This is a genomic window from Anaplasmataceae bacterium AB001_6, from assembly GCA_020002265.1.
Classification (GTDB): domain Bacteria; phylum Pseudomonadota; class Alphaproteobacteria; order Rickettsiales; family Anaplasmataceae; genus AB001-6.
Genome location: CP048228.1, coordinates 110,735 through 136,839, shown reverse-complemented (window position 1 = coordinate 136,839; position 26,105 = coordinate 110,735). Strand labels below are relative to the sequence as shown.

Annotated in this window: 29 protein-coding genes and 1 tRNA gene; 11 read left to right on the top strand and 19 right to left on the bottom strand. The window is 31.5% G+C overall.

Going from position 1 to position 26,105, the window contains the following annotated elements:
• Nucleotides 1–76 precede the first annotated feature (76 nt).
• From GUI12_00705 to polA, 8 genes are all read right to left on the bottom strand, one after another.
• Nucleotides 77–391 (bottom strand): ETC complex I subunit, encoded by a 315-nt coding sequence (locus tag GUI12_00705; GenBank protein UAT42682.1) that lies wholly within the window; start codon nucleotides 389–391, stop codon nucleotides 77–79.
• 8 nt (nucleotides 392–399) lie between these two features.
• The gene (locus tag GUI12_00700) at nucleotides 400–1,506 is read right to left on the bottom strand and encodes a glycoside hydrolase family 3 protein (GenBank protein UAT42681.1); all 1,107 of its coding nucleotides are present in this window, start codon (nucleotides 1,504–1,506) and stop codon (nucleotides 400–402) included.
• A gap of 57 nt (nucleotides 1,507–1,563) precedes the next feature.
• A complete protein-coding gene (locus GUI12_00695; protein ID UAT42680.1) occupies nucleotides 1,564–2,112 on the bottom strand; it encodes a cytochrome c family protein in 549 nt (182 codons plus the stop codon).
• 174 nt (nucleotides 2,113–2,286) lie between these two features.
• Nucleotides 2,287–3,030: a D-alanyl-D-alanine carboxypeptidase gene (locus GUI12_00690; GenBank protein UAT42679.1), complete on the bottom strand. Its 744-nt coding sequence runs from the start codon at nucleotides 3,028–3,030 to the stop codon at nucleotides 2,287–2,289.
• A 67-nt stretch (nucleotides 3,031–3,097) separates the two neighbouring features.
• Nucleotides 3,098–3,745 carry a hypothetical protein gene (locus tag GUI12_00685; protein ID UAT42678.1) on the bottom strand — a complete coding sequence of 216 codons (648 nt, stop codon included), beginning with the start codon at nucleotides 3,743–3,745 and terminating at the stop codon, nucleotides 3,098–3,100.
• A complete protein-coding gene (locus GUI12_00680) occupies nucleotides 3,714–4,775 on the bottom strand; it encodes an AI-2E family transporter (GenBank protein UAT42677.1) in 1,062 nt (353 codons plus the stop codon). Before GUI12_00680 ends, GUI12_00685 begins: the two co-directional genes overlap by 32 nt.
• A gap of 74 nt (nucleotides 4,776–4,849) precedes the next feature.
• Nucleotides 4,850–5,767: a class I fructose-bisphosphate aldolase gene (locus tag GUI12_00675; protein ID UAT42676.1), complete on the bottom strand. Its 918-nt coding sequence runs from the start codon at nucleotides 5,765–5,767 to the stop codon at nucleotides 4,850–4,852.
• Nucleotides 5,768–5,824: 57 nt separating this feature from the next.
• Nucleotides 5,825–8,338 (bottom strand): DNA polymerase I, encoded by a 2,514-nt coding sequence (polA, locus tag GUI12_00670; protein ID UAT42675.1) that lies wholly within the window; start codon nucleotides 8,336–8,338, stop codon nucleotides 5,825–5,827.
• A gap of 210 nt (nucleotides 8,339–8,548) precedes the next feature.
• On the opposite strand from polA, the gene GUI12_00665 reads away from it, so the two are divergent.
• From GUI12_00665 to GUI12_00640, 6 genes are all read left to right on the top strand, one after another.
• Nucleotides 8,549–8,887 (top strand): hypothetical protein, encoded by a 339-nt coding sequence (locus GUI12_00665; protein ID UAT42674.1) that lies wholly within the window; start codon nucleotides 8,549–8,551, stop codon nucleotides 8,885–8,887.
• A 115-nt stretch (nucleotides 8,888–9,002) separates the two neighbouring features.
• Nucleotides 9,003–9,437: a hypothetical protein gene (locus GUI12_00660; protein ID UAT42673.1), complete on the top strand. Its 435-nt coding sequence runs from the start codon at nucleotides 9,003–9,005 to the stop codon at nucleotides 9,435–9,437.
• 66 nt (nucleotides 9,438–9,503) lie between these two features.
• A complete protein-coding gene (locus GUI12_00655) occupies nucleotides 9,504–11,474 on the top strand; it encodes a hypothetical protein (GenBank protein UAT42672.1) in 1,971 nt (656 codons plus the stop codon).
• A gap of 56 nt (nucleotides 11,475–11,530) precedes the next feature.
• Entirely contained in the window at nucleotides 11,531–12,610 is a 1,080-nt protein-coding gene (locus tag GUI12_00650; GenBank protein UAT43429.1) for a quinone-dependent dihydroorotate dehydrogenase, read from the top strand.
• Nucleotides 12,589–13,719: a type III pantothenate kinase gene (locus tag GUI12_00645; GenBank protein ID UAT42671.1), complete on the top strand. Its 1,131-nt coding sequence runs from the start codon at nucleotides 12,589–12,591 to the stop codon at nucleotides 13,717–13,719. Before GUI12_00650 ends, GUI12_00645 begins: the two co-directional genes overlap by 22 nt.
• Nucleotides 13,720–13,812: 93 nt before the next feature.
• Nucleotides 13,813–14,940 carry a ribonuclease D gene (locus tag GUI12_00640; GenBank protein ID UAT42670.1) on the top strand — a complete coding sequence of 376 codons (1,128 nt, stop codon included), beginning with the start codon at nucleotides 13,813–13,815 and terminating at the stop codon, nucleotides 14,938–14,940.
• A gap of 16 nt (nucleotides 14,941–14,956) precedes the next feature.
• Here the strand turns inward: GUI12_00640 and GUI12_00635 are convergent, their stop codons facing one another.
• Complete coding sequence (locus tag GUI12_00635; GenBank protein ID UAT42669.1) at nucleotides 14,957–15,400, bottom strand: nucleoside deaminase; 444 nt, start codon at nucleotides 15,398–15,400, stop codon at nucleotides 14,957–14,959.
• Between the two features lie 116 nt (nucleotides 15,401–15,516).
• On the opposite strand from GUI12_00635, the gene GUI12_00630 reads away from it, so the two are divergent.
• The 3 genes from GUI12_00630 to GUI12_00620 all read left to right on the top strand — a co-directional run bounded on the left by GUI12_00630 (nucleotide 15,517) and on the right by GUI12_00620 (nucleotide 16,691).
• Nucleotides 15,517–15,708, top strand: coding sequence for a zinc-finger domain-containing protein (locus tag GUI12_00630; protein UAT42668.1), 192 nt, complete (start codon nucleotides 15,517–15,519; stop codon nucleotides 15,706–15,708).
• Nucleotides 15,692–16,393, top strand: coding sequence for a DNA polymerase III subunit epsilon (gene dnaQ / locus GUI12_00625; GenBank protein ID UAT42667.1), 702 nt, complete (start codon nucleotides 15,692–15,694; stop codon nucleotides 16,391–16,393). Before GUI12_00630 ends, dnaQ begins: the two co-directional genes overlap by 17 nt.
• 94 nt (nucleotides 16,394–16,487) lie before the next feature.
• Nucleotides 16,488–16,691 carry a hypothetical protein gene (locus GUI12_00620; protein ID UAT42666.1) on the top strand — a complete coding sequence of 68 codons (204 nt, stop codon included), beginning with the start codon at nucleotides 16,488–16,490 and terminating at the stop codon, nucleotides 16,689–16,691.
• 6 nt (nucleotides 16,692–16,697) lie between these two features.
• On the opposite strand, the gene folP is transcribed toward GUI12_00620, so the two are convergent.
• Together folP and folK are read right to left on the bottom strand one after the other, a co-directional pair.
• Entirely contained in the window at nucleotides 16,698–17,507 is an 810-nt protein-coding gene (folP, locus tag GUI12_00615) for a dihydropteroate synthase (GenBank protein ID UAT42665.1), read from the bottom strand.
• Entirely contained in the window at nucleotides 17,504–17,998 is a 495-nt protein-coding gene (gene folK / locus GUI12_00610; protein ID UAT42664.1) for a 2-amino-4-hydroxy-6-hydroxymethyldihydropteridine diphosphokinase, read from the bottom strand. Before folK ends, folP begins: the two co-directional genes overlap by 4 nt.
• A 136-nt stretch (nucleotides 17,999–18,134) precedes the next feature.
• Here folK and GUI12_00605 point away from each other — a divergent pair, with 136 nt between their 5' ends.
• Together GUI12_00605 and GUI12_00600 are read left to right on the top strand one after the other, a co-directional pair.
• The gene (locus GUI12_00605) at nucleotides 18,135–18,716 is read left to right on the top strand and encodes a DUF2460 domain-containing protein (GenBank protein UAT42663.1); all 582 of its coding nucleotides are present in this window, start codon (nucleotides 18,135–18,137) and stop codon (nucleotides 18,714–18,716) included.
• 2 nt (nucleotides 18,717–18,718) lie between these two features.
• Nucleotides 18,719–19,486 (top strand): DUF2163 domain-containing protein, encoded by a 768-nt coding sequence (locus GUI12_00600; GenBank protein UAT42662.1) that lies wholly within the window; start codon nucleotides 18,719–18,721, stop codon nucleotides 19,484–19,486.
• Here GUI12_00600 and GUI12_00595 read toward each other — a convergent pair.
• The 8 genes from GUI12_00595 to rpiB form a co-directional block, all read right to left on the bottom strand.
• Nucleotides 19,477–19,549: transfer RNA gene (locus tag GUI12_00595), tRNA-Val, on the bottom strand. The two genes, GUI12_00600 and GUI12_00595, sit on opposite strands and share 10 nt — an antisense overlap.
• 306 nt (nucleotides 19,550–19,855) lie before the next feature.
• Complete coding sequence (gene purH / locus GUI12_00590) at nucleotides 19,856–21,322, bottom strand: bifunctional phosphoribosylaminoimidazolecarboxamide formyltransferase/IMP cyclohydrolase (GenBank protein ID UAT42661.1); 1,467 nt, start codon at nucleotides 21,320–21,322, stop codon at nucleotides 19,856–19,858.
• On the bottom strand, nucleotides 21,319–21,582 hold the full coding sequence (fliQ, locus tag GUI12_00585) for a flagellar biosynthesis protein FliQ (GenBank protein ID UAT42660.1): 264 nt from the start codon (nucleotides 21,580–21,582) through the stop codon (nucleotides 21,319–21,321). The genes purH and fliQ overlap by 4 nt, the downstream gene beginning before the upstream one ends.
• A 117-nt stretch (nucleotides 21,583–21,699) precedes the next feature.
• Nucleotides 21,700–22,632, bottom strand: coding sequence for a hypothetical protein (locus tag GUI12_00580; protein UAT42659.1), 933 nt, complete (start codon nucleotides 22,630–22,632; stop codon nucleotides 21,700–21,702).
• Between the two features lie 47 nt (nucleotides 22,633–22,679).
• Nucleotides 22,680–23,204 carry a BON domain-containing protein gene (locus GUI12_00575; GenBank protein ID UAT42658.1) on the bottom strand — a complete coding sequence of 175 codons (525 nt, stop codon included), beginning with the start codon at nucleotides 23,202–23,204 and terminating at the stop codon, nucleotides 22,680–22,682.
• Between the two features lie 108 nt (nucleotides 23,205–23,312).
• Entirely contained in the window at nucleotides 23,313–24,221 is a 909-nt protein-coding gene (locus GUI12_00570; protein ID UAT42657.1) for a hypothetical protein, read from the bottom strand.
• Between the two features lie 102 nt (nucleotides 24,222–24,323).
• Nucleotides 24,324–25,583: a serine hydroxymethyltransferase gene (locus GUI12_00565; GenBank protein UAT42656.1), complete on the bottom strand. Its 1,260-nt coding sequence runs from the start codon at nucleotides 25,581–25,583 to the stop codon at nucleotides 24,324–24,326.
• Nucleotides 25,573–26,025 (bottom strand): ribose 5-phosphate isomerase B, encoded by a 453-nt coding sequence (gene rpiB, locus GUI12_00560; protein ID UAT42655.1) that lies wholly within the window; start codon nucleotides 26,023–26,025, stop codon nucleotides 25,573–25,575. Before rpiB ends, GUI12_00565 begins: the two co-directional genes overlap by 11 nt.
• Nucleotides 26,026–26,105 lie beyond the last annotated feature (80 nt).

Genomic DNA, 26,105 nt, shown 5'->3' with positions numbered 1-26,105 from the left:
AAACCAGACCAATGGTAGGTTAATTCGAAAAAATTAACATTTACTTAAGGCTATAACAATGTAGACTATGATAAATTCAACGACTACTTTTAGAAGTAGCTACAAAATTAGCTGCATAATTTTTTGCCTGTAAAGTTTCATTACCAAGATCTTCTACAACCGAAAATTCCTTTCCCGTAGATTTAACAAACTTTATCGCTTCCTCTTTAGAGTCAAAATAGAGCCGCATTTGTGCGTTAGTATCAGTACTAAAAAACAAACCATTCACATTATAAGACTCAGGCTCTCTTTCATTAAAATCAGCAGAACTAACAATCCAACGACTAGACTTGTTATAACCTGACTGCGTAACAGAATTCTTATCTTTATATATCTTCAAATTACCAGACATAAAAACCACTATATAGAAACTAAATTCATTGCAGCACTGCACACAGCAACATTATCAGATAATTGGCCACCTGCATATAGCACATAATCAATTCCAGCTTCTAACGCTGCTTTTGTTACATCGTACAAGTAATGAGTATCATAATTATTATTATCAGATGCCTGATGGTACTCTTTTAAAGCATTCATTTCAATTGCATCTGTTATGTACTTAACATCCATAACATTATTACGTAAATATGCAACAACTTCAGGCGACAAAGTTGCAACAATTTCTGATATATTCTTATAAACTATATGGGGTATAAGAGCATATTTACAATTTTGCACTTGTTTAAATATTTGTTCATCTTGTCCAAGATGAACATCATGAATTGGCAATTTATAGTGACTATCAGTCTCAACCACGCCATGTCCTGGGATATGCTTTGCAACTGTTAAAATACCTTCATCAGCAAAAACTTCTGTAGCAATGTTAGCAATTTTCACAACAGCTTCTGGATTATCAGAGAACAGTCTTTCATTCTGCACTAACATGTTATCAACGCCACCATGCCTTAAATCAACACAGGGAGCAAGTGCTACATCTATTCCGAGGCTTTTTAGAGCATTAGCCATTTTATAAAATTCTGTCCTTACAGCAGCATTTTCTCCTCTATCAAAGATATTACCAATATCGGCAGCAGTCTTGAATGAATACTGAACTTGAGTATTTAATACATCAATCAAGGAATCTTTTGAGATTAATTCTCCTGCTTTGACAGAATCAACAACTCTATTTAGATCAATAGAGAATAATCTATTAACTCCCCGATAAGAAGCTTTACAAATATCCTCTACTTGTTTTTTACTAAGCAATGAATCAGGCAATGTGGATGCAAGGCGAGCGGCTCGCTCAACATCCAATCCCCCACATTCAAGGTCAATAAAGAAAAGAGGCTTGTGATTAAAATCAGCGTATAGATCTTTGATGGACTGAATATAACGCTTAAGCTGCTCAGCATTTCTGATATTTCTTCCCATTAAAATGAATCCATATACTTTATTTTCTTTCAATAAAGCCTCTTCTTGATCTGTCAGAAAATAGTCTGAGGTTGAGATAATAACTGGCAACATAATCAAAATTGCAAAATAGAAAGTATAGAATAACTTTATATAACCCTGTATCTATTATTATTGAGCATCCGGCAAAGGATAAGGCTTGTCAGAATAATCTCTCATATAAAGTATTAAGTCGGCAATTTGCTCATAATTTTTTATTCCAACAAATGCCATTCTTGTACCCTTAACGTAAGCTTGTGGTTTATTTAGATAAACAAACAGTGCATCATAATCCCAAACACCACCTTTTGCAAGCATTGCTTTAGAATACGGAAAGCTTGATACAGTTGCCTTATCGTTTCCAACGACGTTCCAAAGGCTTGGCCCAACTTTATTAGGAGATCCTTTAGCAATGTTATGACAACTAACACATTTCGCAAACACCTTTTTTCCGGCTTCGGCACTGGCATTGGTAAGCAAAGTAACAATATCCAATTTTTGCTCTTGCGTAACAGCTCCGCTTGTCCCTTCTGGTACAGAAATATCTCCATCGTTTTGAAACATGCTATCGACAACTTTAATAGGTTTATAAAGCAAATCGATTAAATTAACAGAAACAGAAACTATTAAAAAGGTCAGAACTATAGAAGCAATAATCTTATTTTTCTCAAGGTCTTTCATTCCACAAAAACACGCAAAAAGATGAACACACTAACTGTAAAAATTATGAATTCACAGAAACAATTGTTTTATATTATCTCATATAGTAAGAAATTATAAAAAACAAATACATTAATCGTAGAAGTTGTAAATTCACAGCAACAATCGTCTTATATTATCTCATATAGTAAGAAATTATAAGTACTTCTCCAATAAAAATGACGCTCTTTGATCTCTAATTTTAGAGCTTTCATTGCCAACTATGACCAAGACAAGCTCTGCTCCATATTTTTCTGCAATAACAGCAACATTAAAACCAGAACGATAAGTAAAACCGGTTTTAGATCCAGTAGCATATTGGAAGTTACGTAATATATTATTGTGCCCTTTAACAAAATTACCTTTAAAATAACAATCCCTAGATTGCAATAGTGCATAATAATTACTAAATTTATCACGTAAAGAAACGGTTAATCTTGCAATATCGGTAACTGTTGAATATTGCCTATCGTCATGTAACCCAGAAGAATTAATAAAATGGCTATTCTTCATCCCAATGCGATCTGCATATTGATTCATTAGTTCTGCAAAATCTTCCTCACTACCTGCTATATTCTCTGCTACCATGTATGCAACATCGTTTGCTGATTTAACCAGTAATAATAAAATTGCATCATATACACTGACCTTTTCACCTATTTCGAGCCCAATTTTTGATGGGACTTGTGCTACAGCTTTTTCTGAAGCAATAAATTGTGAATCCCAAGATAATTCACTTTTCCTAATCTTGTCAAAAATAATATACGTAGTTAATAACTTAACAAGAGAAGCAGGATATATTTTTTTATCTGCAAAATGATTATATTTAACAACACCAGTTTTTGTTTCTATTATTACTCCAGCATAATCTTGCATAAAAAAATTGGTTTCAGCCTTCAATGCTCCCATTGAAAAAAGAAAGATACAAAAAAGTAAGAAAATAAAAAGCTGCAGATTCTTCAGGATCCTAAACGACATAATCATTTATTATTGAACGTATCAAGCGCATATTAACTTTATGACCTGTTCTATCAGATATGTCACATACTATATCAACCAAACGAAAGACAGCCTCTGCTGTTCTATCTATTCTATCCAATACATATTTTATGATATCTGTGTCAACACGTATATTGCGCTCATGAAAAGCTTTAAACAACATCACCTTTAACAAATCATCATCCGGTGGAAAAAGTTCCACATGCATTGCAATAAAAAACCTGGTTTTAAGATCAGGTAAAAACAATTTCAACTGATTAACATGCACAGAACTAGTAAGTAAAAGCTTATTGCCATACTCTTTTGCGATGTTAAAACAATGAAACAGATTAATTTCATTTATATCTTTATCAAAGTCTTCAATAACACAAGAATAAGTCATTAATCTATCGTATTCTGCGTTAGATATGAATTGTGCTTGTTCTTTTTCTTTCCATAAATTTGCTAAGTGACTCTTACCGCTTCCTTTGACACCAAAAAGTATCGCACAATGTGAATCCCAAGGAGATGATATCAACCTCTGATGAGACAGACGATTGCTCTTGGAGATTATATAATCTTCTATCTTATAACTTTTTTGTATATCATTTTCTATTAAGCTTAGCTGCTTTATCATTGTAAAAAGCACTCCCCAGATATTTCCGGTACTGGTGTTTAATGACAACTTTTAGTATCGCTGCAACAGGAACAGCAATACAAACTCCTAAAAACCCTAATACCGCACCACCTGCAAAAATAGCGAATATTATCCAAACAGGATTCATATCCACACTCTTTCCTAAAATTTTAGGAGATATGACAGTTGTTTCAAGCATCTGTCCAGATATGAGTATAGCATTTGTCATCACAATAGACCACATACCATATCCAGAACTAAAGACAACAAAATTAGTAACTACAAAAGCAAATAAAGTGCCTACATAGGGAATAATAGATAAAATACCTGTTAGAACACCAATTAACGCAAAATAAGGAACTGTCATTAACGCCAGTCCAACAGTATAAAAACATCCCAAGAAGAATGATATCTGCATTTGACCTGTCATATATCTAAATATTATGTGATCTATTTCTGAGAACTGCAGTAAGACAGAATCATAATATCTTTTGGGAATGGCATTTTTTACTCTTTCAACAAGAATATCCCAATCTTTTAAAAGATAAAAAGTAATAATGGGAATCAAACAGATAAAAGTACCAATATTTATAAAGACCTTTCCAGAATTTATTACACCTTTTAAAAAAACTTTGAAATTCTTGAATAGACTCTCATATATTTTGCTGTCTTTGAAAGTTTGAATATCAGAATACTCAAATAAATCAATATCTAGGGTGTCATGCAGCATATGTGCCAAAGAATCAACTAACTTTGGTATGTAATCTATGAAATTCAATAATTCACGATATAAGTGAGGAACAACAAGAACAACTGCCAAGATAAAAATGGAAAAAAAAGCAAGGGTAACAACAAAAACACTAGTGTGCCTGCCAACTTTATATCTACGTAATTTTAATATAAGAGGATACAAAAGATACGCAAATATCAAAGAAACAACAAAAGGAGCTAATATTGATTTAACAAGTACAAAAAAGTAACCAGCTATAAACAATAAAAGCAATATAAAAATATTGCTTAACAAAGACATAATAAATCAAACAACAGCGACTAGATAATAATTAACAGATTATTGTTTAAAATATATTGAACATCGTAAACACTCTAGTAATTTTCTACAGAATATTTATCAAATATTTTATTTATTACAGCATTAGCATCCGCAATGTCCCGTTGAAACATATTTCGCCCAACAATTGATCCATCTGCACCACCTTCGATTATCTGTTCAATCTCAGACAATAATTCTTTCTCAGATTTACTTGCACCACCAGAAAAAACTACCAATCTCTTTCCATTAAATGCAGATCTTTTAACTATTCTAACTCTACTTGAAAGAGAAGATATATCTCCATAATCTAATAATATATCGTCTTTAACGTAGTTAGCAGGAGGTTTAGCTTTAACAATAGTAGCGCCTAAAAGGCACGCCATATGCACACCATAGCTTATAATATCCAAGGCATTTTCATCTCTTTTTTCTAGCTCTCCACCCCGTGGATATGACCAAATCACAACAGCTAATCCGCTGTTTTTTGCAGCATTAATAAGAGTACGCACTTCATCAATCATTGTCAGATATTCTGCAGAACCCGGGTATAATGTTAAACCTATCGCAGAACAACCTAATCGTAGAGCATCATTAACAGTAGAAGTTACAACTTGTACAGGTTCCAAATCCTCAGGAAAAAGTTTAGAAGCATTATTGATTTTCAATATCATAGGAATCATCCCAGAATATTTGCGAGCCACTGCCTCTAGCATCCCCAGAGGTGCTGCATAAGCGTTAAAACCGGCCTCTAAGGCAAATTTTATATGATATTCAGGATCATATGCAGGTTCATTAATCATAAAACTACGATCTGGCCCATGCTCAAAACCTTGGTCAACAGGAAGAATAACCATCTTCCCAGTTCCACCTAACTTTCCCTGCATTAATATTCTTCGTAAATTCCCTATCAAAGCTGGATTATCCGAAGAATAATGTTCCAAAATCGATTCTACTGCAACGCTAGATTTCATCTAAGTGTAAAAACTGTATTAAAAAGGAACATTATAATGCATAATGACATATAATGTCTATTCCAACGCAAATTCCTCTAATTTACCCAAATTATTTCCCATTTTACAATCAATCTCTAAGGGGAATTCACTAGCATTTTTCATAATATCCTTTATTAATTTGGCTTTATCTAACAAATTATCATTTGCAAATTCAAAGACAAGTTCATCATGAACTTGTAAAACTAAAGAATTCCGTAATAAATCATGATGTGCAACCTCAATCATGGCTTTCTTTATAATATCTGCTGCCGTACCCTGTATTGGTGCATTAATTGCAAAACGCTCAATAAGACCGCTAATATTATTAGCAATATAACCTTTATCTCCTAAAGAATAGCTAAAATTACATCTTCTTCCATAATAAGTCTGAGCATAATCTCGCATCTTAATACCAATACGAGCGTTATTCATATATCTCTTAATGCCAGGATAAGTAGCAAAATAATTATCAATATATTGAACTGCTTCTGCCTGTGTAATACCTACATTCTTTGCTAAGCCAAAAGGAGTAATGCCGTATATTATACCGAAATTTATAGCTTTTGCTTTATTTCTGTATTCTTTTGTAACCTCATCAATGGGAATACCAAAAACGCTACTTGCGGTAACTTTATGTATATCGATGCCTTGCTCTAAAGCGGCTTTTAGTTCCTTAATATCTGCTATATATGCTAACAATCGCAATTCTATCTGAGAATAATCAGCAGTCAAAAATATTTTCCCTGATTCTGCTATAAAAGCCTCTCTGACTCTATCTCCAACAGGAATATTCTGCATATTAGGATTATTAGAGCTCATACGTCCTGTGGCAGCGCCATTAATATTAAAATTAGCATGAATTCTTCCTGTCGTTGGTGAAACATGCTTCACTAAGCTGTCTGTATAGGTATTTCTTAACTTAGAAAAATGACGCCATTTTAGTACAAGACCAGCTATCTCATATCCCTCATGCGCTAATTTTTCCAAAGTATCAGCATCTGTACTATAAACACCAGACTTTAATTTCTTAGATTTAGGAAGGTTTAAATCTACAAACAGAGCTTCCCCTAATTGCTTAACAGAACCTATTAAAAATTCTCGGCCAACTGTTTTAAAAATATCCTTTTCAACTACACTTATCTTACTAGTAAGTTCATCTGATAATTCTTTTATTTTATTAACATCAAGTTTTATTCCCTTGATTTCCATTAAGGTAACCAACTCAATTAATGCACCATCTATTTTATGATAGATGTGTAAAGTCTGATTTTTTTGCAGAATATTTTTTATATTATCAAATATTTTAAATAGCAAAAACGATAGTTTATCTTTATCATCTGGAACAGTGTTATCGCAAAAATCCGATATAATTCTTTGTAAATTACGTACAATGGAATCGCAACAAAAAGCCATTATTTGTAGATCAACAAAAGATACAATATGGAATCTTTTTAGAAAAGTTTTTGCATCAATAAAAATTTTGAGTACACTACGATCTGCTAAAATTGGCGCAAGGAATTCATCAATTTCACTATCTGAGTTAAGGTAAAAAACGCTCCCAGACAAAGTACACACCACTATCTCTCCTTCAGATTCGACAATTGTGATTTTACCGCTCCTGATGGAAAAATCTTTGATATTTTGTAACGTCTCTTTATGTAAAATAGAATCTGTTGAATCAATATAATCAAAAAATCCATTATTTTTCATCTTTGTCATTATACTGTTCAATTCATATCTTCTAAGGAAATGAGATACTTTTTTGAAATCTGGTTTCAGATATTTCATATCATCAATTGAGATATTCAAATCAAGTTCCTTGTGTAATGTTATTAATTCCCGTGAGAGAATAGCAGATTCCTTGTTTTGCATTATCATGTTGCGAAATCGCGGATTTGTTATTCCTTCAGTATTAGTTAATAAATTATCCAATGTTCCATATTCATTGATTAATTTAGCAGCGGTCTTAACTCCAATTCCTTTAACACCAGGAATATTATCAGATTGATCACCAATTAAACTCATAACATCAAGTAATTTATCTGATTTTACGCCAAATTTATTCAGTACATAATCTTCTGTGATAACTTGATCTTTAACAGGATCATAGACTGTAACATTTGCATATTGCATTAACTGTAATAGGTCTTTATCAGAAGAAAAGATTTTAATCTCAATATCAAAATCTTGCATTTTATCAACATAAGAAGCAATGATATCATCAGCTTCATAACCCATAACCCTTACAAAATTAATATCAAAAGCCATCATAGATTCAACAAGAATATCAAATTGCGGAACTAAATCTTCTGCCACTTCTCCTCTGTTCATCTTATATAGTTCATATATATCAGAGCGAAATGTTTTACTACCAGAATCACTTGCTATAATTACATAATCTGGATTATCAGCAAGATATTTGGTTAGCATATTCAAAAATCCGTGGATTGCTCCAACATTTATTTCATCTCCTGTGCACAAATTAGGCAAAGCATAGTAGGCACGGAAAAGAAAATTATAAGCATCAAATATGAATAGATTTTTTGACATAAGAAAAAATTGAAACATCTATCATCAATAGATGATACTGTAGATTTCAACAGATATTAATATATGTTAGAAAATTTAATGAATTTTATTCATGTATAGAAAAGATAGCAAAAACAGCATATTATACGTAAACTGAAAAGATAAGAAATATTAACCTATTATTATGTAAAAAGAGTTACAATTATTGCTAGGGATTTAAAATGCGCATAAATGAAAAATCAAGAAAAAATCAACAAATATTTGCAAAATAGCAAATTAAACAGTAAAAATCGCGTCTTACAAAAAGTCTTTGAAGCAATAATAGATTTATCAAATAAAATACTGGATGCAGAGAGTCAAAAATCGGTCATTAGCTATTCAAATAAAATAGTGATGGTGATAGATACTGTGATAGCCTCTATAAGACCTGAAGGTGATGTAAGTCATAAATTCATAGAACTAATGAAAAAATTCAGGTCTGATATCTTAAAAGCGGGTTATCAAAAGGACTACAGAGAAGAATTCACTAAAATTTCAAAAGAATTTCAAAAATTAAAAGAGATATTATAGTATTACTATTCGCTGAAAATTTCATTTCAAAAAGGACAATGCATATCAGATAATCTACTAAAAATTAACTTTATACAATCTAGAATTGCATAAGATTAATTTTTGATTACACAAAGTGCTAAAAAGAATATTTGTTATATCACTATTATTCATATCCCTCAGAGTTGAAAAAGTTATAGCTGAGAAACAGGGTATTGGACAAAAAATACCTATTGTTAGTCAATGTTTATATTGTCTGGATTTAGATCATATATATTTGAGAAGTATAGAAATAATGGATCATGACCTAAGCCACATGCCCATAATGATAGAATTAATGAAAATAGAAGAAATAGATATAGATGAAGAACATGATGATCAAAAATGCAAAAATATTGCAGAACAGATAATTTATCTTTACGGAGGAAAGGAAAAAACTAAGAATAGCATCATTCAATCTGTAACTATGGAAGCAGAAAATATGGAAACAGCCATATTAACTGCAGTGATGCATTTAATTTACACAGATGATGAAATAATCACAGAGATATACAATTTACTGTTTGAGTAATATTCTTTTTAAAACTATTTGCTATATAGAATGCTAACAAACTGAATATTATTTCCAAGATACATCATGATAAATTTAATCAATGATCTTAACAAAATGCTTAATGTCAGGGATTTTGAAATAGATGGTAACAAATTACGTGGTCCGGGAAAATTTGAACAGATCATAAAAACAGATAATCAAAAATTCACAGATGATATAGAAGATCTGTCTGATAAGATGGAAGAACAGAGTCAAACAATAAATGCAATCACAGAGTTTCTAACTTTAGAATCTGCACTATCAAAACAATTAAGTAATGTCTTAATGAAAGAATCAGATAGCAAAATTGAAGTAATTGCAGATACAAAAAACATATCTGCAATTGAAGCAGCTATCGAAGGAAAAATTCAACCTCAATTGATAACATTTAGTGAAGTAAAAAAGACAGTTATCCCAAGAGCAATATTACAAATTGATAAGAATAAAATAGCAACAAATCCTGGGAAAATAACCATATCTACCGTAATGAGAGATACAAAACCAATAATAACTTCTCCCAATAGTGAATTACAAATATCAGATATAAAAATAAATCATAATATAGAAAGGGAAGGCACTCCAAGTGTAGAAAATGAATATCATACAATAGTGTCACAAGACTGTAAAACAGCAAACATAGTATTGAAAGTCAATGGATACAGTTTTAAAAGTGATCCAATAAACGCAAAAAATCCCACAATACATAATCTAATATTTAAAGCAGAAACTACAAAAAGCCCTATTAAATCCTTTAGAATTACATTATCTTCCCCAGAGGCTGAAACAAAATTACAAGATATTAAAAATTCATTAGATAAAAATATACAAGATATCCAAATTGCTACCAAGTATGAAAGCACCTTTGATGGAGGGAATCTAGCGCTACTATCAGATACAATTAAAGATCAGGAATTAGCAATAGAAGAAGTGTGGCACGATCAACAATCAAATCAGCTACATATTACAATCAACGGCTTGGAATTCAAAAGTGATACATTAGATAAAGTAGAAGATTTAAAGCATATAGAATTAACCAACAATCAAAATAAAGAAAAGGCATATCTATCTTTTACTGAAGAAAAAGATATCAAGGATCAGATAAAGAATGCACAACAGGAACTATCTGTTAGTTTTATTATGGATACCAAAGACGATGCACAATCTTTATTGAAAAAAATAGCAAATACACACAAAGGCATTGCAGCTAGATTAGCTGGCAATGTGTTGATCTTAACTAAGAGTTCCAGATTGGATCAAGATTTCAGGTTACAAAATCTAGATGGAATATTAAAAGAAGATACAGAAATAATATACACTGATTCTCAAGAAGGTTACGTAAAATATGAAAATATAAAAATACCTTTAAGTAGTGAAAATAAACTAGAAATAACACAGGAAGAAGGTAGCATCAAAATTACAGTTAAAGAAGATTATGCTCCTAACCCTTTAAAACCAACTGTTATTCTTAGAATTAGTGATAATTTAGAAGAAAAATATAATATGTTGAATGAAATGCTAAAAAAATTTTCAGATCTTTTTGTCTTTTTAAAAGAGCAAAATGAATATGATTATATGGAAAAGACTTTTACAGAATCGGCATATCTTGGAAAAAATAGTACAATGCGAACAATATCTCAAGCGCAGATTCGCGCATTAGAAAAAAGGCTTTCCATACCTGATTTTCCTATAAGAGTCATTGAGAATAAAATAGAATACACAACAGAAGAATTAAAGTATTATGTAGAAACAAATCCAGAACTAAAAGATGTGCGCAAGGCAATCCCGCCACTACTTAAAACCTTCAATAACAAATTCAATGCTGAAAGAGAAATGAAAAAAATCAGAGAAGATCATCAATCTTCTCGAAATAAACAAGAAAAATTAGAAGATGAAAAATACGAAAAATACAAACAAAATGTTATAAAAATGGCTAATGTTATGAAATCAATTAATGTGCAAAATAAAAAGATTGCAGGGTTAACAATAATGATGGATAATCTTAACAGAAGAGAGTAGAAAGGTATCAGTTTTTTGCTGACTATACATCACAATATTCTCTACAGCCTTGTTTAATCCTTTGCGTTTATTTTGTGCTTTCTGAATTATTCCATAAATTGATATTGCTTAACATCAACCCTGAAATTTCTCATAATATTGCAACTAAGTTTTTGGCCTCGGGTTTTGTGTCTATAAAAAATCCTTATGAAAATAAAATACTGAGCACCGAATGTCTGGATCAAACATTCAAGAATCCAATTGGATTAGCCGCTGGTTTTGATAAAAATGCTGAATGTTTATCTTCTTTAAAAAGGTTAGGTTTTGGCTTCTTAGAGGTAGGGACAGCAACAAAATTCCCACAGGAAGGAAACAAAAAACCAAGACTATTTAGATTAAAAGAAGATTATGCAATTATCAATCGGATGGGTTTTAATAACAAAGGTATAAATAACCTGCTTGAAAATATCAAGAAGAATAAGATAAACATTCCCTTGGGTATAAACATAGGAAAAAATCGTGACAGTGCAGATAGTATTGCTGATTACGTAGATCTATTTACCGTAGTACATTCTCTGTGTAATTATGTAGTGCTTAATATATCTTCGCCTAACACAGTGGGTTTGCGAGACATGCAAAAAAATGAAACTCTCTCATCTTTGCTGGAAGCTGTATTAAATAAAAAAAATGAATTACAATCCAAAACGAAAGTCGTTCTTAAGGTATCCCCTGATATAGATGAGAAAGAAATAAACAATATAGCATCTGTGTCTTTGGCAAAAGGAATAGATGCACTGATTGTTTCTAACACCACGGTTACAAATCGTGAAAATCTAAAAAGCATCTATCGGAACGAACAAGGGGGGTTAAGTGGTGCTCCATTAAATGATTTGAATCTAAAATTGACAGAAGATTTCTATAACGCAACGCATGGGAATATCCCGATAATTAGCTGTGGAGGAATAACAAATGCACAAGACGTATTAAACCGTATAAAGAAGGGGGCAACAATTATTCAATTGTATTCGGCGATTATATATCACGGATTCAAAGTTGTAGAAGATATAAAAAAAGAATTAGCACAAATGCTGCAAGCAGAAGGAGTAAAAAATATTAAGGAAATAGTAGGTTGTGAATGCAAAAAAAGAAGTTTTTAGCAGCAATTGATATAGGAAACAGCAACACCAAATGTGCTTTCTTTGAAAATGAAAAGACGTTCTATGGACGTGGCCAAGGAATGCCAGAGCTTTATGTCACGAAGGAGCCAATTGGGATACTTGGGAGTGATTCTGCGGCTATAAGTATAATAGCTGAAACAATAGGATTTCTTATAAGAAATAAAAAAATAGTTCCTCCGCATAAAGATGCAACTATAGAAGAGATAATGGATTTCATCGCAGCGGATCTCCCTTGGAGAGCTATTGGATTGCCCACTAATATACCTGCACTAAATGATTTTGGATATTATATTAAAGATTCGGCATTCAAAAAAGAAACAAATTCTTTTAGACCACATATTAGCGAACAATTAATAAATCTGGGGAAAAAAGGTATGATTGAAGATATTTTCATATCCAGTGTTGTACCATATTTAAACATTTCTTTTGAAAAGGAAATATTTAATTTAGTTGGGATTAAACCAACATTTATTTCTTCATGTATGGCTGGGATAAAAAGTAACTACTCAAAACAGCTTGGAGCAGATAGAGTAGCCAATATAAAGGCTGCCAACTTTTTATATCCCAACGAAGATATCATAATCATTGATATGGGTACTGCAACTACAATAGATATTATCAATACAGATAACATATTCTTGGGAGGGATGATATTACCAGGGCCTAATCTTTTTAGAAATTCTTTGAGCGAGAATACAGAAGTGGAATCATATATATCTGAAGATAATGAAGAAGTAATATCATCTAGAGAACCTGAACCAGGAGAGGTGATATTAAAATCTATATCGGTAAATGAACGGAAGATTGATTTTTCATCGACTAGCTTAATTGGCACTGACACATCTAATGCAATTTCTAATGGCATAAAGTATGGATATATTGCAATGATTGAAGAATTGATATCTAAAATTTTTCAAGAACAGAAAAAAGATTTTAAAATTATTATAACGGGAGGGCACTATAACTTAACAGAAGAATTAAATCTCCCAACAGAACCAATAGCAGATGTCAACCTGACACTAATGGGTATCATGTGTGTGTATAAATATACAAAAATGAGAAAACATTGTCATTCACCTAGCAAGTGAATATTATAAAATAACAAATCAACACACTAAAAAATTAGAAAAATCTTATTTTCGGGTTATAATTATCGTTTTATTTTTTAACATATAGAAGATTTGTCCATCATAATAGTAAGAAATGATGCAGAATTACTGGATCAATGTGATAAAATAAAAAAATCTGGCACGAATTATATTGCGTTAGATACAGAATTCATACGCAATAAAAGAGTTTTTATCCCAAAAATATCAACGATACAAATAGAGTTTCTTGACAATCTTATTCTTATAGATTGTATGAGTAGTAATTTGCAGTGCTATGACCCTCTTTCTGAAATATTAAGCTCTAAAAATATACTCAAATTATTTTTTGACTATCAGCAAGATTTGATGGCATTATCGAACATCATAAAAATAATACCATCCCCTGTCGTTGATGTTCAAAGAGCATTTATGCTTAGCTCTTATAACATACATCCAGTAAGTTATGCTGGAATGGTGGAAAAGTATTTTCAGATTAAAATAGATAAAGTAGAAAAGAGAAGCAACTGGACCATCAGGCCACTAACCGATAATCAAATTGAATATGCAGTAACCGATGTAAAATATCTCAATAAATTGTTTAGAATAGTACAACTTTCTCTCAATCAGAAAAATAGGCTTTCTTGGCTTTATGAAGATATGGATCTATTGCTTAATTTCTCTGGAAGTAACCATGTTGAAAATTGTTTATATCATGCGGTATATGCAGATCTATCAAAAATCAGAAGAGAAGAGGCATCAAAATTAAATTTTGAGCCTGACACCGCAGTTATGAGTGATATTAATATGATGTTTATGTCTAAATCGATGGTAGATCACAATAACTATCTATCGCAAATAATAAAGAAGAGTAAGATCAACAAAAACAAATTAAAGTCAATAATGGAATGTTATCCATATCTCATCGATAAAGCTCATAGCAATGAAGAATCACAAATAATTAATTTTGTTAAATCTTATGTAAAAATAATTTGTATAAGAAACGATATTTCATTCAACGTTGCAATAGATAGGAATCACATATTATATCTGGCAATTGTAGCTAAAGAAAAAAGAATTCCAATATATAATGGATGGCGCAAAGAATTATTTGGAACAGATATAGAAGAATGTTTATCAGGGAAAAGGTCTTTATTTTTAGAAATGTCCTTTGAAGAAAATAATGTAGTATTTGGCTCTAAAAATAATAAGGTTAAGAATTAACACAAAATATAGCATCTTATTTTCTATATCTTTTTTCATTGAAGAAATTTGTTATGATTTCCTTTGCTTCATTTTCACATAAGCCCTCATAGACATCTGGCTTCCACAAAGAATGGTTCAACACCTTGGCTCCATTATATAACCCTCCAGACTTAGGATTCTCAACTGCAAAATAGATATTACGCATTCTCACCAAAGAAATGGCATGAGAACACATTGCACATGGTTCGAGAGTGACATATATATCCATCCCATAAAGATACTTAATATTTAAATAATCACACGCTCTTTGAATTGCTAATAATTCAGCGTGCAATATTGCATTATTATTTTTTTCAGATTCATTATTTGCTGTACTAATAATCTCTCCATCTTTAACAATAACAGCTCCCACCGGAATTTCATTTGCCACTATAGCTTTTTTTGCAATATCTATCGCTAACTTCATAAAATTATTCATACTTTATAAAATCTTGTAAAATTGTTCTTATTACTAACAATTTTTATACAAAAAAAATATAGACGTTATATAATACTACTTTTATAGTATTGAGTATTTAAAAAAATAGACTAAATATGAAAAATGATATGAAGAACGTGTTAGTATCTTCAAAAATTGTCAGATGTAATGGCCAAGGAACAAGTCATCCTGTTGTTTACCTAAATATAGAGAGAAAAAGTAGAATTGTCTGTCCTTATTGTGGTATTGTTTATCTAAAAAGTTGTTGTATAGATAAGCAAACAGTAGCAGATGATAAAAAAGCGTAACATAGTCTTAGATACTGAGACTACGGGACTAGAAATTAGTGATGGTCATAGAATAATAGAGATAGGATGTGTTGAACTTATAGATGATAAAATAACTGGAAATCATTTCCATGCATACGTCAATCCTGAAAGGGGCATATCCATCGAAAATAGTAAGATTCATGGTATAACGACTGATTTGGTTGAAAACAAAAGAAGGTTTGCTGAAATAGCAGACGATTTTTTAGATTTTATATCTGATTCAGTGTTGATAATGCATAATGCACCTTTTGATATGAAGTTCTTAAACTATGAGCTAAAAAAAGCTAAAAAGAAAACAATATCAAATGAAAGGGCTGTTGATACATTAGAGATTGCCAGGAAGAATTTTCCTGGAGAGCAGGCCTCTTTAAATGCATTATGTAGAAAATTCAATATATCGCTGGAAGCAAGAAAAATGCATGGTGCGCTAATTGATTCTTACCTACTTGCTGAAGTTTATTTTTTTCTGAAAAGTAGGTCACAGGTACAAAATAACTTAGATTTTTTCGCTATGGAAGAAAGTCTAGATAACATGGAATCTGTAAATAAAAATAGAATCTGTAGAAGAAAAAGGCGCAATGATGATAAATATGAGGAGGATCAACATAAACAATTCATCAAAAAAAATGTAATAAATTCTATATGGTACGGAAAGAGCTCTTAGGATAAAAAATTTATTAAAGATTTAGCTTTAAGAAATTATAAAAATTTGTTAAAATTTAAACTATTGATTGTTTTTCACAGAAAGGACTTTGTATATGGGTAGATACTTTCTTTTTTGCGCCCCCATATTGGTGTTACTTTTGAGCATGGGCATGTATAGTTTTTCACAGAATATTGATATTAATCAAGTGAGAAACAGTGAATACATCAGAAATATTGAAAATAAGTGGCAAGATACAACTGAATATGTCAAAAACTCAATCGAAGAAATGAAAAAATTAGCAAATAAATTTGCTTAATATTATTCACGTTATGATGTGCTTATATTCTTTATTTTCTAACAGATTGATGAGTTTGCGATGATTTTTGATCTCATGCACTCTCAGATAATCAACACCTTGTGAATAAAGGTATCCGGATATCCCTAGGGTTATGCGGTCTTTTACATCGATAGATTCTTCTTCAATAAATCTTTTTCTGCTACACCCAATATATAATTCAACCCCCAGCTGTTTAAAGAAATAAGCATTCTTTATTATATGTCTAGCTTGAAGCACTGTGGTTGCAAACCCTATTCCTGGATCAAAAACTAACTTTTGCTTATCAAAACCAATTTCTGTTAGATATTTTATTCGGTCTTCTGCCCACGATTTTAGATAATTCAACACGTCTTCATTCTCTGAGAGAATAACATCAAGATCCGCCGGCACAGCCACACTATGCATAAAAATTATTTTATGTATATTGTTAATGTTTGCCAATAATAGATCGATAACTGCTGGATCTTGTAAACCTTTTTGATCGTTGATAATATGCACTCCACTTTCCAATGCGTATTGGATAACAGCACTATTATAACTATCAATAGAAACCATCACTGAAGATTTATTAGCTATTTCCACTATCTTAGGTAATACACCCCATAGTCTTTTTTTCTCCTTTATCGGATCAACATCATTTTTAACAAAAGGATTAGTAGCCTGTGCACCAACATCTATTATATCTGCTCCATCATTAATCATCTCTTCAACTTTGCTGAGAACAGCAGAATGATCTAATAAGCCATCACCAGAAAAAGAATCAGGGGTAATATTGATAATTCCACATATTTTCATATTAAATCCTCATATATTTGTCTTATTGTTTTGTTTAATTTTGGATGCACATAGTCTGGTAATATCTCCATAAGTGGTTCGATAACAAACTTTCTATTGTGTAAATCATAATGCGGAATGGTCAAATAGGCACTATCTATTATCTGATTATTCCAAAACAGAATATCAATATCTAGAGTTCTTGGAGCAAATTTATATTTTCGAACTCTCTGACAATTTTTTTCTATAGAACAGCATAGAGAGAAAAAGGACTCTAAGTTCTGCTCAGTAAAGCCACAAAGAACACAATTAACAAATTTTTCATACCAACTGCTGTCCAATTCCATGGATTTTTCAGGCAACAATGGTTCTGTCTCGTGCATTTTTGAGATTTTCTTATCATGCAAACTAATATTGTTTATTGCATAGTTTATGTAATAGTCACGAGGTTCAATATTTGACCCCAAAGATAGAACCACAAACTTATATTTCACACCACTTTCAGCAGACACAATAGTCAATTTACACAGGGAATAGTATAATTCTAATATACTGTTAAAATATAAACAATTCTAAAAATTGCTTACATGAAAAGATTCTGCTGATTATCATCTGTTTTAATATTCCAAGTTATTTTTAGTATAAAAGATGTTCTTAGAAATTAGATTCCCTGAAGATATATCATTTGGTGCAATTGGTGGACCAAATTTTAATACTAACATAGAACAAACGGCTGCAGGCTATGAAGCACGTTTTATAAATTGGCTAGAACCAAAAATCTACTACAATGTGAGTCACGGCATAAAAACAAAAGATCAAATAGATCAAATTATATCCTTCTTTTATGTCACACAGGGCAGAGCAAATGGCTTTAGATTTAAAGATTGGATGGATTATAAAATACCTAAACAAGTTATTTCTAAGGCGCCCAGCTCTGGCATGCAGATATATAAAAACTATACATTTAATCAACAAACATTCAAAAGACCAATAAAGAAAATAGTCCCAAATACAGAAATAGTATATTCAAATGATATACCATTAGAGAGTACACAATATACAATAGATTATAATAATGGTTTGCTCGTCACAGAAGAAGGAGGAGAGATAAGTATAGAATGCGAATTTGATATCCCCGTAAGATTTGCATCAGATGATCTGAAAATAGGGTTAGATAACCCAGGAATCTACGTAGCTAAAAATATCATATTACACGAAATAATAGAGTAAAAATGCAAAATATATATTACACATTTCTCATAACTTTAAACAATAAAGATGTTATATCATTAACAAATTATAATAAAGATCTAATTCACAAGAATATTACCTATAAAGGAAAAGCAAAGTTAAGCATTACTAATAGGACACAAAGTAATGAAGACAAAGCAACAAAATTGATAATATCCAGTATAATTGATTCAGAGGAAATTAAACCAGAGTATATGCATCAAGGTTTATTTAATAACGCAACTATATTTATAAACTCCATTGAAAAATCCAATGAAATAAAACCTTTTTTTAGCGGAAAGATCACTCAAACAGCACAAGATGATAATAGAATAAAAATCTACGCAGAATCAGATATAGCATATCTATCTAAGATAATAATTGGGCAAACAATATCTAAGAATTGTAATGCTTCACTATTTGATAGCAAATGTACGTTAAATAGAGCCACTTATCAAAATAAAGGGCAGATATCAAAAATTATAACATCAGACACCTTTATTGATAGCACTTTGTCAAAAGCTGATGGATACTTCAATTTTGGAGAAATAGAATTCACATCAGGAAGAAATAAGAATATTAATTTCAAAATACTAAGATATGAGAAACAAGCATTTTCCCTTTCACTTCCTATAAAATATGAACTAGAAATAGGTGATGAATTCATCGCGACAGCTGGATGCAATAAAACAATTGAAAACTGCACACACAAATTCAAGAACAACAAGAACTTCCATGGATTTCCATGGATCCAAATGAGTGGGCGATAACGGTCTCGATCCGCCGACATCCTCGGTGTAAACGAGGTGCTCTACCAACTGAGCTAACCGCCCTCAACAATGATTTATTATATTATAGAAAATAAAAAAAAGATATAATAAAACAGCATTAATTTTAAAATAATGTACTATGTTAAAATCAAACAATATCCTATATCATGTTAACAGCCATCCCATCAATGCTAAGGCTTGTGATTATAAATCATATAGTGAAGTAATTCACGTAGCAAACTAAGAGGCTAATCTCTTAGTTTGAAAAAACTACTCCACGTTATAATCTCCAATATAAGAAATAGGAATTTTACAATGTGCTTATTGGATATTAATAATTCTGAATATTACATAAGCATTTTTGGCCGATTAGTGAACAAAGTGTCTGACACCAGTTAAAATCATAGTAATACCCTTATCCTTAGCCTTGGATATCACTTCTGCATCCTTTATAGAACCACCAGGTTGTACTATAGCAACAATATTGTGATCAGCGGCATATTCAACGCTATCAGCAAAGGGGAAAAATCCATCAGAAGCCATAACTGCACCTTTTGTCCCAATAACAGATTTTGTCACTGCCAATTCTAAGCTATCAATCCTACTCATCTGACCAGCACCTATTCCCACAGTCATACCATCTTTTGCAAGTACAATCGCGTTAGATTTAACATGTTTGCATACTTTCAAGGCAAAAATTAAATCTGCTTTTACTGCCTCAGATAACTCATCACCTACTGCCAATTTAAAGTCATCATAAAGATGGTTATTGCAGTCTTGCAATAAGATTCCACCTAGAGTATTTCTCAAGCAAAAATTATCCTCTATATAATGGTCTATACATAAAACACGAATATTTGGTTTTTGGTTAAACAAATCTAATGCTTCTGAAGAAAATGACTTAGCTATAACAACTTCAGTGAAAATATTAGTAATTTCTCTAGCTAGTGTTTCTGATACGTGACCGTTAACAGATACTACACCACCAAAACTACTACGGCTATCACAGGAAAGAGCTTTTTTATATGATTCTATCTCATCATTTCCTACAGCCACTCCGCAAGGATTATTATGTTTAACAATGACAGTAGCAAATTCATTTTTAAATTCTGCAATTAATGCAAGGGCTGCATGCACATCCAGTACATTATTATAGCTTAACTCCTTTCCTTGTAATTTTTGGAAAGGTAACTCTCCATTAGAATAAAAACTACCTTTCTGATGAGGGTTCTCTCCATAACGAAAATCATTTTTTTTGACAAGATTCAAATTTAATACATCAGAACCAGTAAACCAATTAGAAATAGCAGAATCATATTGAGCTATATTAAAGAAAGCTTGCTTAGCCCACAATTCACGCAATTTTGCACTAGAATCTACATTAACATCATTATATTGCTTAACATCTGTAACAACTGCAACATTCTTGTAGTTCTTTGCTGCAGCACGAATCAAAGTAACGCCTCCAATATCAATATTTTCTATTATCTCATCTTCAGACGCACCAGAATTCACAGTATCAACAAAAGGATACAAATTAACAATAACTAGATCTATTTTTTGAATTTCATTTTGTTGGATATCATCATCAAATTGCCCTGGAACACATAGAATACCTCCATGTACCTTAGGATGCAGAGTTTTAACACGACCACCTAATATCTCAGGAAAATCTGTGAAATCTGCTATTTCCATCACTGGAATATCATTTTCTTTTAAAAGTTTGAAAGTCCCTCCCGTTGAGATAATCTCAACATCGTTTTCTATTAAATACCTAGATAATTTAACAATACCTGTTTTATCGTATACGGATATTAATGCTCTTTTTATCCTCATAAAGAATGTATGGCCTCCATTATATAATTCGCAAAGTCGTGCAAAGAACCAGCAATGAAAGCAATTGAGAATAAAATGGAGAAGAAAACAGCTACTATTTTAGGGACAAAAGTTAACGTAACTTCATTAATTTGAGTTAAAGTCTGGAATATAGAAATAATAAGACCAACACTCATAGATGTTAATATCACAGGAGTTGATATCTTAATCAACACCCATATAGCTTCTTTACTGATAAGCAATACATCTAAATTGTCCATAAGAAATAGCAGGCAACATAATTAACTGAAAGCTTAACAGCTCAACAATTAACTATCTACAACTATGATTTACCGAAATTACTTTCTGTGACTTAAACATAAAAGCCAATTATAGCATCAATTTTTTTTAAAATCTTCATAAAGTCTGATAAATTTATCCCAACATTTCACATCCAAGGATTTGTCACGCAACATATCATAATGCACCAAGCCTGTAGGAGAAGTGACATTAATCTCTATTAAATTATTCCCTATGAAGTCAAGACCAGCAAAATAAATGCCTCTTTGTTTTAAATCTAATGCAATTTTAGTTGCTGTATCTAAAGCCTTATTTGAAAGATCCACTTTATATACCTTAGCACCTAATACAGTATTACTTAAGAAATTATCTTTGTTCTGTCTTTTAAAGTAACCAAGAATCTCTCCATCAAGTATTAAAACTCTTACATCTCCATCGGTTAAAACATCAGAATCAAAACGCTGCATTAAAAAATGAGTGCCATGATTATTAAATTTTTCAGAAAGGATGTCTTTATAATTTGCATCAGATTTATCAATGAGAATTATATTACTACCACCATATTCATACAGTGGTTTAAAAACAACCTTCCCATATTGCTCTACGAATTTAGTAGCTGTCTCAACATCACAAACAATAATGGTCTCCAAATCACTATACAGGTGATACTTAAATATCTTTTCTGGAGAGAGTAGTATAGCCTGCGGATTATTAATAAAAAAAGCTCTGGTACACAATCCAAATAGATAAAGAGATGTTTGATAAGACATATCAACAGGTGGGTCATGTCGAATAAAAACCATATCATGATTATCTATATAGTCATAATGCTCTGATTTTATAACGATCCCATCATCATCAAGAGTAAAACTATAGTTCTTAGATTTAACACCATCAACAGAATAAAAGACATTCTCAGGATAAGTGAAATATACCGTGAATCCACGATTAATAGCTTCTCTCATTAAATAAATTGAGGTATCTACATAATAACTTACAACAGGCGATATATGAAACAGAACTTTATTCATAAAAATCTCTTAAAAAAAATCAAAATTATTTATAATTAAAAAAAATCCTAACAATCATCAACATGGATGTAATCTTGCACTTTCTTATCAGAAAATGCCTTCACAACAAGGTTAATGATCTTATTACGCTCTTCATCACTATTGGCACGGCCCATCACATATAACACGCCCCTAGTAGATTCAAAAGAGAATCTATCTACAACATCTCCTTTCTTTAATCTCACAAGTAATCTAGCATTACTTGAAACCCATTCAGCTTCAACATACTTTTTTCCATACTCAGCAACTTTTATCTGATTATCAACAGCTAAAATTCCCCTAACATCCCAAGTAATCTTTGAGGCCTCTATTCTCTGTAAACTAGTACTTAAATTTCCAAACAATCTTGCCTTGTTATCTCTGACTTCAACACTTATGTTATTATACGTTGCACCAGCTTCGCGCAAACCTTTCATAACAGATTGCTTTAAAGATGCATCTGTATAAACCGAACACTCTTTGTGCACCCAAGAATAATTGCAACCAGCAAAAGCAACATCTAAATTTAAGCAGTTACAGAAGATTAAAGCCAACCAATACAGCTGTAAGCAACAACATAAATCCCTTGAATGCACAAAATCATCTCAAATTTTCAAAAAAAGAAGTGTATAACAAGACCAGATGGCTGTAAACAGCACCCCCTAATCTGTTACAGTTAAAATGTTTATCAATTTTTCAGCATCGTTCTCCATAATAAAAGAACTCACTATGTAATCTACACAAGTAACAGCATCAACACTCAATGGATCAGATTCCACAAAACCGTAAGGAATACCTTTTTTAGTAACTAAATTATGAAACTTAATCAACTGATCTATTCTTGAGTCCACAGCTCTATAACTAGCTAGATCTATAATTATTCCATCCTTCATATGTGCTAAATAATACCAATTTATTTTAAATATCCTCTGCTGGTATAAACTATTACGATATCTGCAAGCAGTTTCAATTTTTTCTATATCATCCCATGAGTAGTGTTTACTACTAACACCTAAAACCTTTTTAATGTGTACACCATCATCATCAATATAATTTATACTGCGCGCCTCTAAAAATAAGGCTGCAAAGAAAAGTACACCAATAAACACATCATATATTATTAACTTTTTTATTATGATCCATCTTAATTTTTTTACTTTTTCATCTGCCGAAAGATGGGTCATTTTTTGTAGAATTTTACCATCTGCTTTTTTATCAACAAAAATGCTATTTAAAGTAATATGCATGCTGTATGCAGGGAAAAATAGACTAACAAGATATTCAAATAATAATAGATCTATAGGAGTCCAAATAAGTAGAAGTAATGCATCCAACGTATGAGAAAAATCATAAATAAATATCTCACTTTTTGCTGCTAGTTCCTCAAATTTAGTAGTATAAATTACATCATTATTAATCAACAGAATATAAATCACTGGCACAAGTAACGACATTGCAGTGATAAGTATTCTAATAAAAAATGAAATATTTTTATAGCTTAGTTTACGGCTAATTTTATCATATTTATCAAAATCTTTCCCTTCGAAAAGCTTATTCAAAAAACTTTGCATATCATAACTAATTTCTACATAAGAAGTTAATTATATAATAAAAAGATAAACAAAATATAAATTGAAAGATAATTAAAGCATTATTAAGCAATACAGATATTACTAAAAATAAAAAGCAAATCTGCTGCACATTTCTCTAACTTGAGTTTTTGCCTCAACAACACTTATTTGATTCTTAAGTATTTTCACTATCAATTCACCAACTAATTTGAAGTCCTGTTCGGTAAAACCACGAGTAGTCTCTGCGGCTGTTCCAAATCTTAATCCAGAAGTAACAAAAGGGCTTTCAATATCAAATGGTATTGCATTCTTATTGCAAACTATGCCTGTTTCTTCTAATTTATTAGCAACAAAATTACCTTTTAATCCCAAAGAACGTAGATCAACCAATATAATGTGAGTATCAGTTCCTCCGGTGCAAACATCCACACCATTGGAGACCAACACTTCACTTAAAGATTGTGCATTCTTTATAACATTTGTTGCATATTCCTTAAAAGAAGGCAAAGAAGCTTCTAAGAAAGCAACGGCCTTAGCAGCGATAATATGCATAAATGCCCCTCCCTGCATTCCAGGGAAAACTGCACGATTTATTAATTTTATTAATTCCCCATTATTAGTTAGTATTAAACCACCTCTAGGCCCTCTGAGCACTTTATGTGTTGTTGTAGTAATAACATCTGCATACTCGATAGGAGATGGATAAGCTCCCCCTGCTATTAATCCGGAATAATGAGCAACATCAGCTAGAAGGTATGCACCAACTTTATCAGCAATATCACGAAAGGCAGCAAAATCAATTGTTCTAGAATAAGCGCTAGCACCTGCTATGATAATTTTTGGTTTGTGTTCAATTGCAAGCCTTTCAACCTCTGACATATCAATTAACAAAGAATCTTCATCAACTCCATAAGATACAGCATTGAACCATTTTCCGGACTGATTAACTCTACTGCCATGTGTTAGATGTCCACCTGCATCGAGTGAAAATCCTAAGATTGTATCTCCAGGTTTTAAAAGAGCAAGGTAAACAGCTTGATTAGCCTGTGAGCCTGAATGTGGTTGAACATTTGCATATTCACAGCCAAATAACTTTTTTGCCCTTTCAATAGCTAAAGTCTCAATTGCATCACTATTTTCTATCCCCTGATAATATCTTTTCCCTGGGAACCCTTCTACATATTTATTTGTAAACAAAGAAAAACTTTCTATATCAGAAACAGCCCTACTAACTCTATTTTCAGAGGCAATTAAATTAATAGTATCTTTCTGCCTATTTCTTTCCTTAACACATATTTCATAAGCTTCTGGATCAACATGTTCAATAGAGTCAGAAAAAAAATTGTTTACATCATAAATCATAAGCACTTCCTTTATTATTATATTTTTGGATTCTATTAATGTGCCGTGATAAATCACTAAACTTAGTATCTAAGAAAGACTGGATCATATCCAAAGCTAATTTACCATCCACAAAGCAAGCTCCTAAGCAGAGTATATTAGCATTATTATGTTCTCTGGATGCAATAGCCATTTTTCTGTTAAAACAGAGAGCAGCACGAATATCTCTAAATCTGTTTGCACTTATTGACATCCCAATACCAGTGTTACAAATTAGAACACCAAAATTACTAGCTCCACTTAGCACATCCTTCACAACATTAAAAGCATAGTCTGGGTAGTCACATGAATTTTCATCATAACACCCTCGATCAATAAACTTTATATTATCAAAGCTATGCTGCATTATCTCACTTTTTAACTTGAAAGCTGCATGATCAGAGGCCAAAGAAACCGATATCACAGTAAAAAATTGAATCAGTATTAAAGTGAAATTATAACTAATTATGAACAAAAAATAAAACAAGTTTGCTCTTAGTAACA

What these genes read in the sequence shown, in the direction of transcription:
- GUI12_00705 (UAT42682.1), bottom strand. Translation starts at nt 391, where the DNA reads ATGTCTGGTAATTTGAAGATATATAAAGATAAGAATTCTGTTACGCAG.
- GUI12_00700 (UAT42681.1), bottom strand. Translation starts at nt 1,506, where the DNA reads ATGTTGCCAGTTATTATCTCAACCTCAGACTATTTTCTGACAGATCAA.
- GUI12_00695 (UAT42680.1), bottom strand. Translation starts at nt 2,112, where the DNA reads ATGAAAGACCTTGAGAAAAATAAGATTATTGCTTCTATAGTTCTGACC.
- GUI12_00685 (UAT42678.1), bottom strand. Translation starts at nt 3,745, where the DNA reads ATGATAAAGCAGCTAAGCTTAATAGAAAATGATATACAAAAAAGTTAT.
- GUI12_00680 (UAT42677.1), bottom strand. Translation starts at nt 4,775, where the DNA reads ATGTCTTTGTTAAGCAATATTTTTATATTGCTTTTATTGTTTATAGCT.
- GUI12_00675 (UAT42676.1), bottom strand. Translation starts at nt 5,767, where the DNA reads ATGAAATCTAGCGTTGCAGTAGAATCGATTTTGGAACATTATTCTTCG.
- polA (UAT42675.1), bottom strand. Translation starts at nt 8,338, where the DNA reads ATGTCAAAAAATCTATTCATATTTGATGCTTATAATTTTCTTTTCCGT.
- GUI12_00665 (UAT42674.1), top strand. Translation starts at nt 8,549, where the DNA reads ATGAAAAATCAAGAAAAAATCAACAAATATTTGCAAAATAGCAAATTA.
- GUI12_00655 (UAT42672.1), top strand. Translation starts at nt 9,504, where the DNA reads ATGATAAATTTAATCAATGATCTTAACAAAATGCTTAATGTCAGGGAT.
- GUI12_00645 (UAT42671.1), top strand. Translation starts at nt 12,589, where the DNA reads ATGCAAAAAAAGAAGTTTTTAGCAGCAATTGATATAGGAAACAGCAAC.
- GUI12_00635 (UAT42669.1), bottom strand. Translation starts at nt 15,400, where the DNA reads ATGAATAATTTTATGAAGTTAGCGATAGATATTGCAAAAAAAGCTATA.
- GUI12_00630 (UAT42668.1), top strand. Translation starts at nt 15,517, where the DNA reads ATGAAAAATGATATGAAGAACGTGTTAGTATCTTCAAAAATTGTCAGA.
- dnaQ (UAT42667.1), top strand. Translation starts at nt 15,692, where the DNA reads ATGATAAAAAAGCGTAACATAGTCTTAGATACTGAGACTACGGGACTA.
- GUI12_00620 (UAT42666.1), top strand. Translation starts at nt 16,488, where the DNA reads ATGGGTAGATACTTTCTTTTTTGCGCCCCCATATTGGTGTTACTTTTG.
- folP (UAT42665.1), bottom strand. Translation starts at nt 17,507, where the DNA reads ATGAAAATATGTGGAATTATCAATATTACCCCTGATTCTTTTTCTGGT.
- GUI12_00605 (UAT42663.1), top strand. Translation starts at nt 18,135, where the DNA reads ATGTTCTTAGAAATTAGATTCCCTGAAGATATATCATTTGGTGCAATT.
- GUI12_00600 (UAT42662.1), top strand. Translation starts at nt 18,719, where the DNA reads ATGCAAAATATATATTACACATTTCTCATAACTTTAAACAATAAAGAT.
- purH (UAT42661.1), bottom strand. Translation starts at nt 21,322, where the DNA reads ATGAGGATAAAAAGAGCATTAATATCCGTATACGATAAAACAGGTATT.
- fliQ (UAT42660.1), bottom strand. Translation starts at nt 21,582, where the DNA reads ATGGACAATTTAGATGTATTGCTTATCAGTAAAGAAGCTATATGGGTG.
- GUI12_00580 (UAT42659.1), bottom strand. Translation starts at nt 22,632, where the DNA reads ATGAATAAAGTTCTGTTTCATATATCGCCTGTTGTAAGTTATTATGTA.
- GUI12_00570 (UAT42657.1), bottom strand. Translation starts at nt 24,221, where the DNA reads ATGCAAAGTTTTTTGAATAAGCTTTTCGAAGGGAAAGATTTTGATAAA.
- GUI12_00565 (UAT42656.1), bottom strand. Translation starts at nt 25,583, where the DNA reads ATGATTTATGATGTAAACAATTTTTTTTCTGACTCTATTGAACATGTT.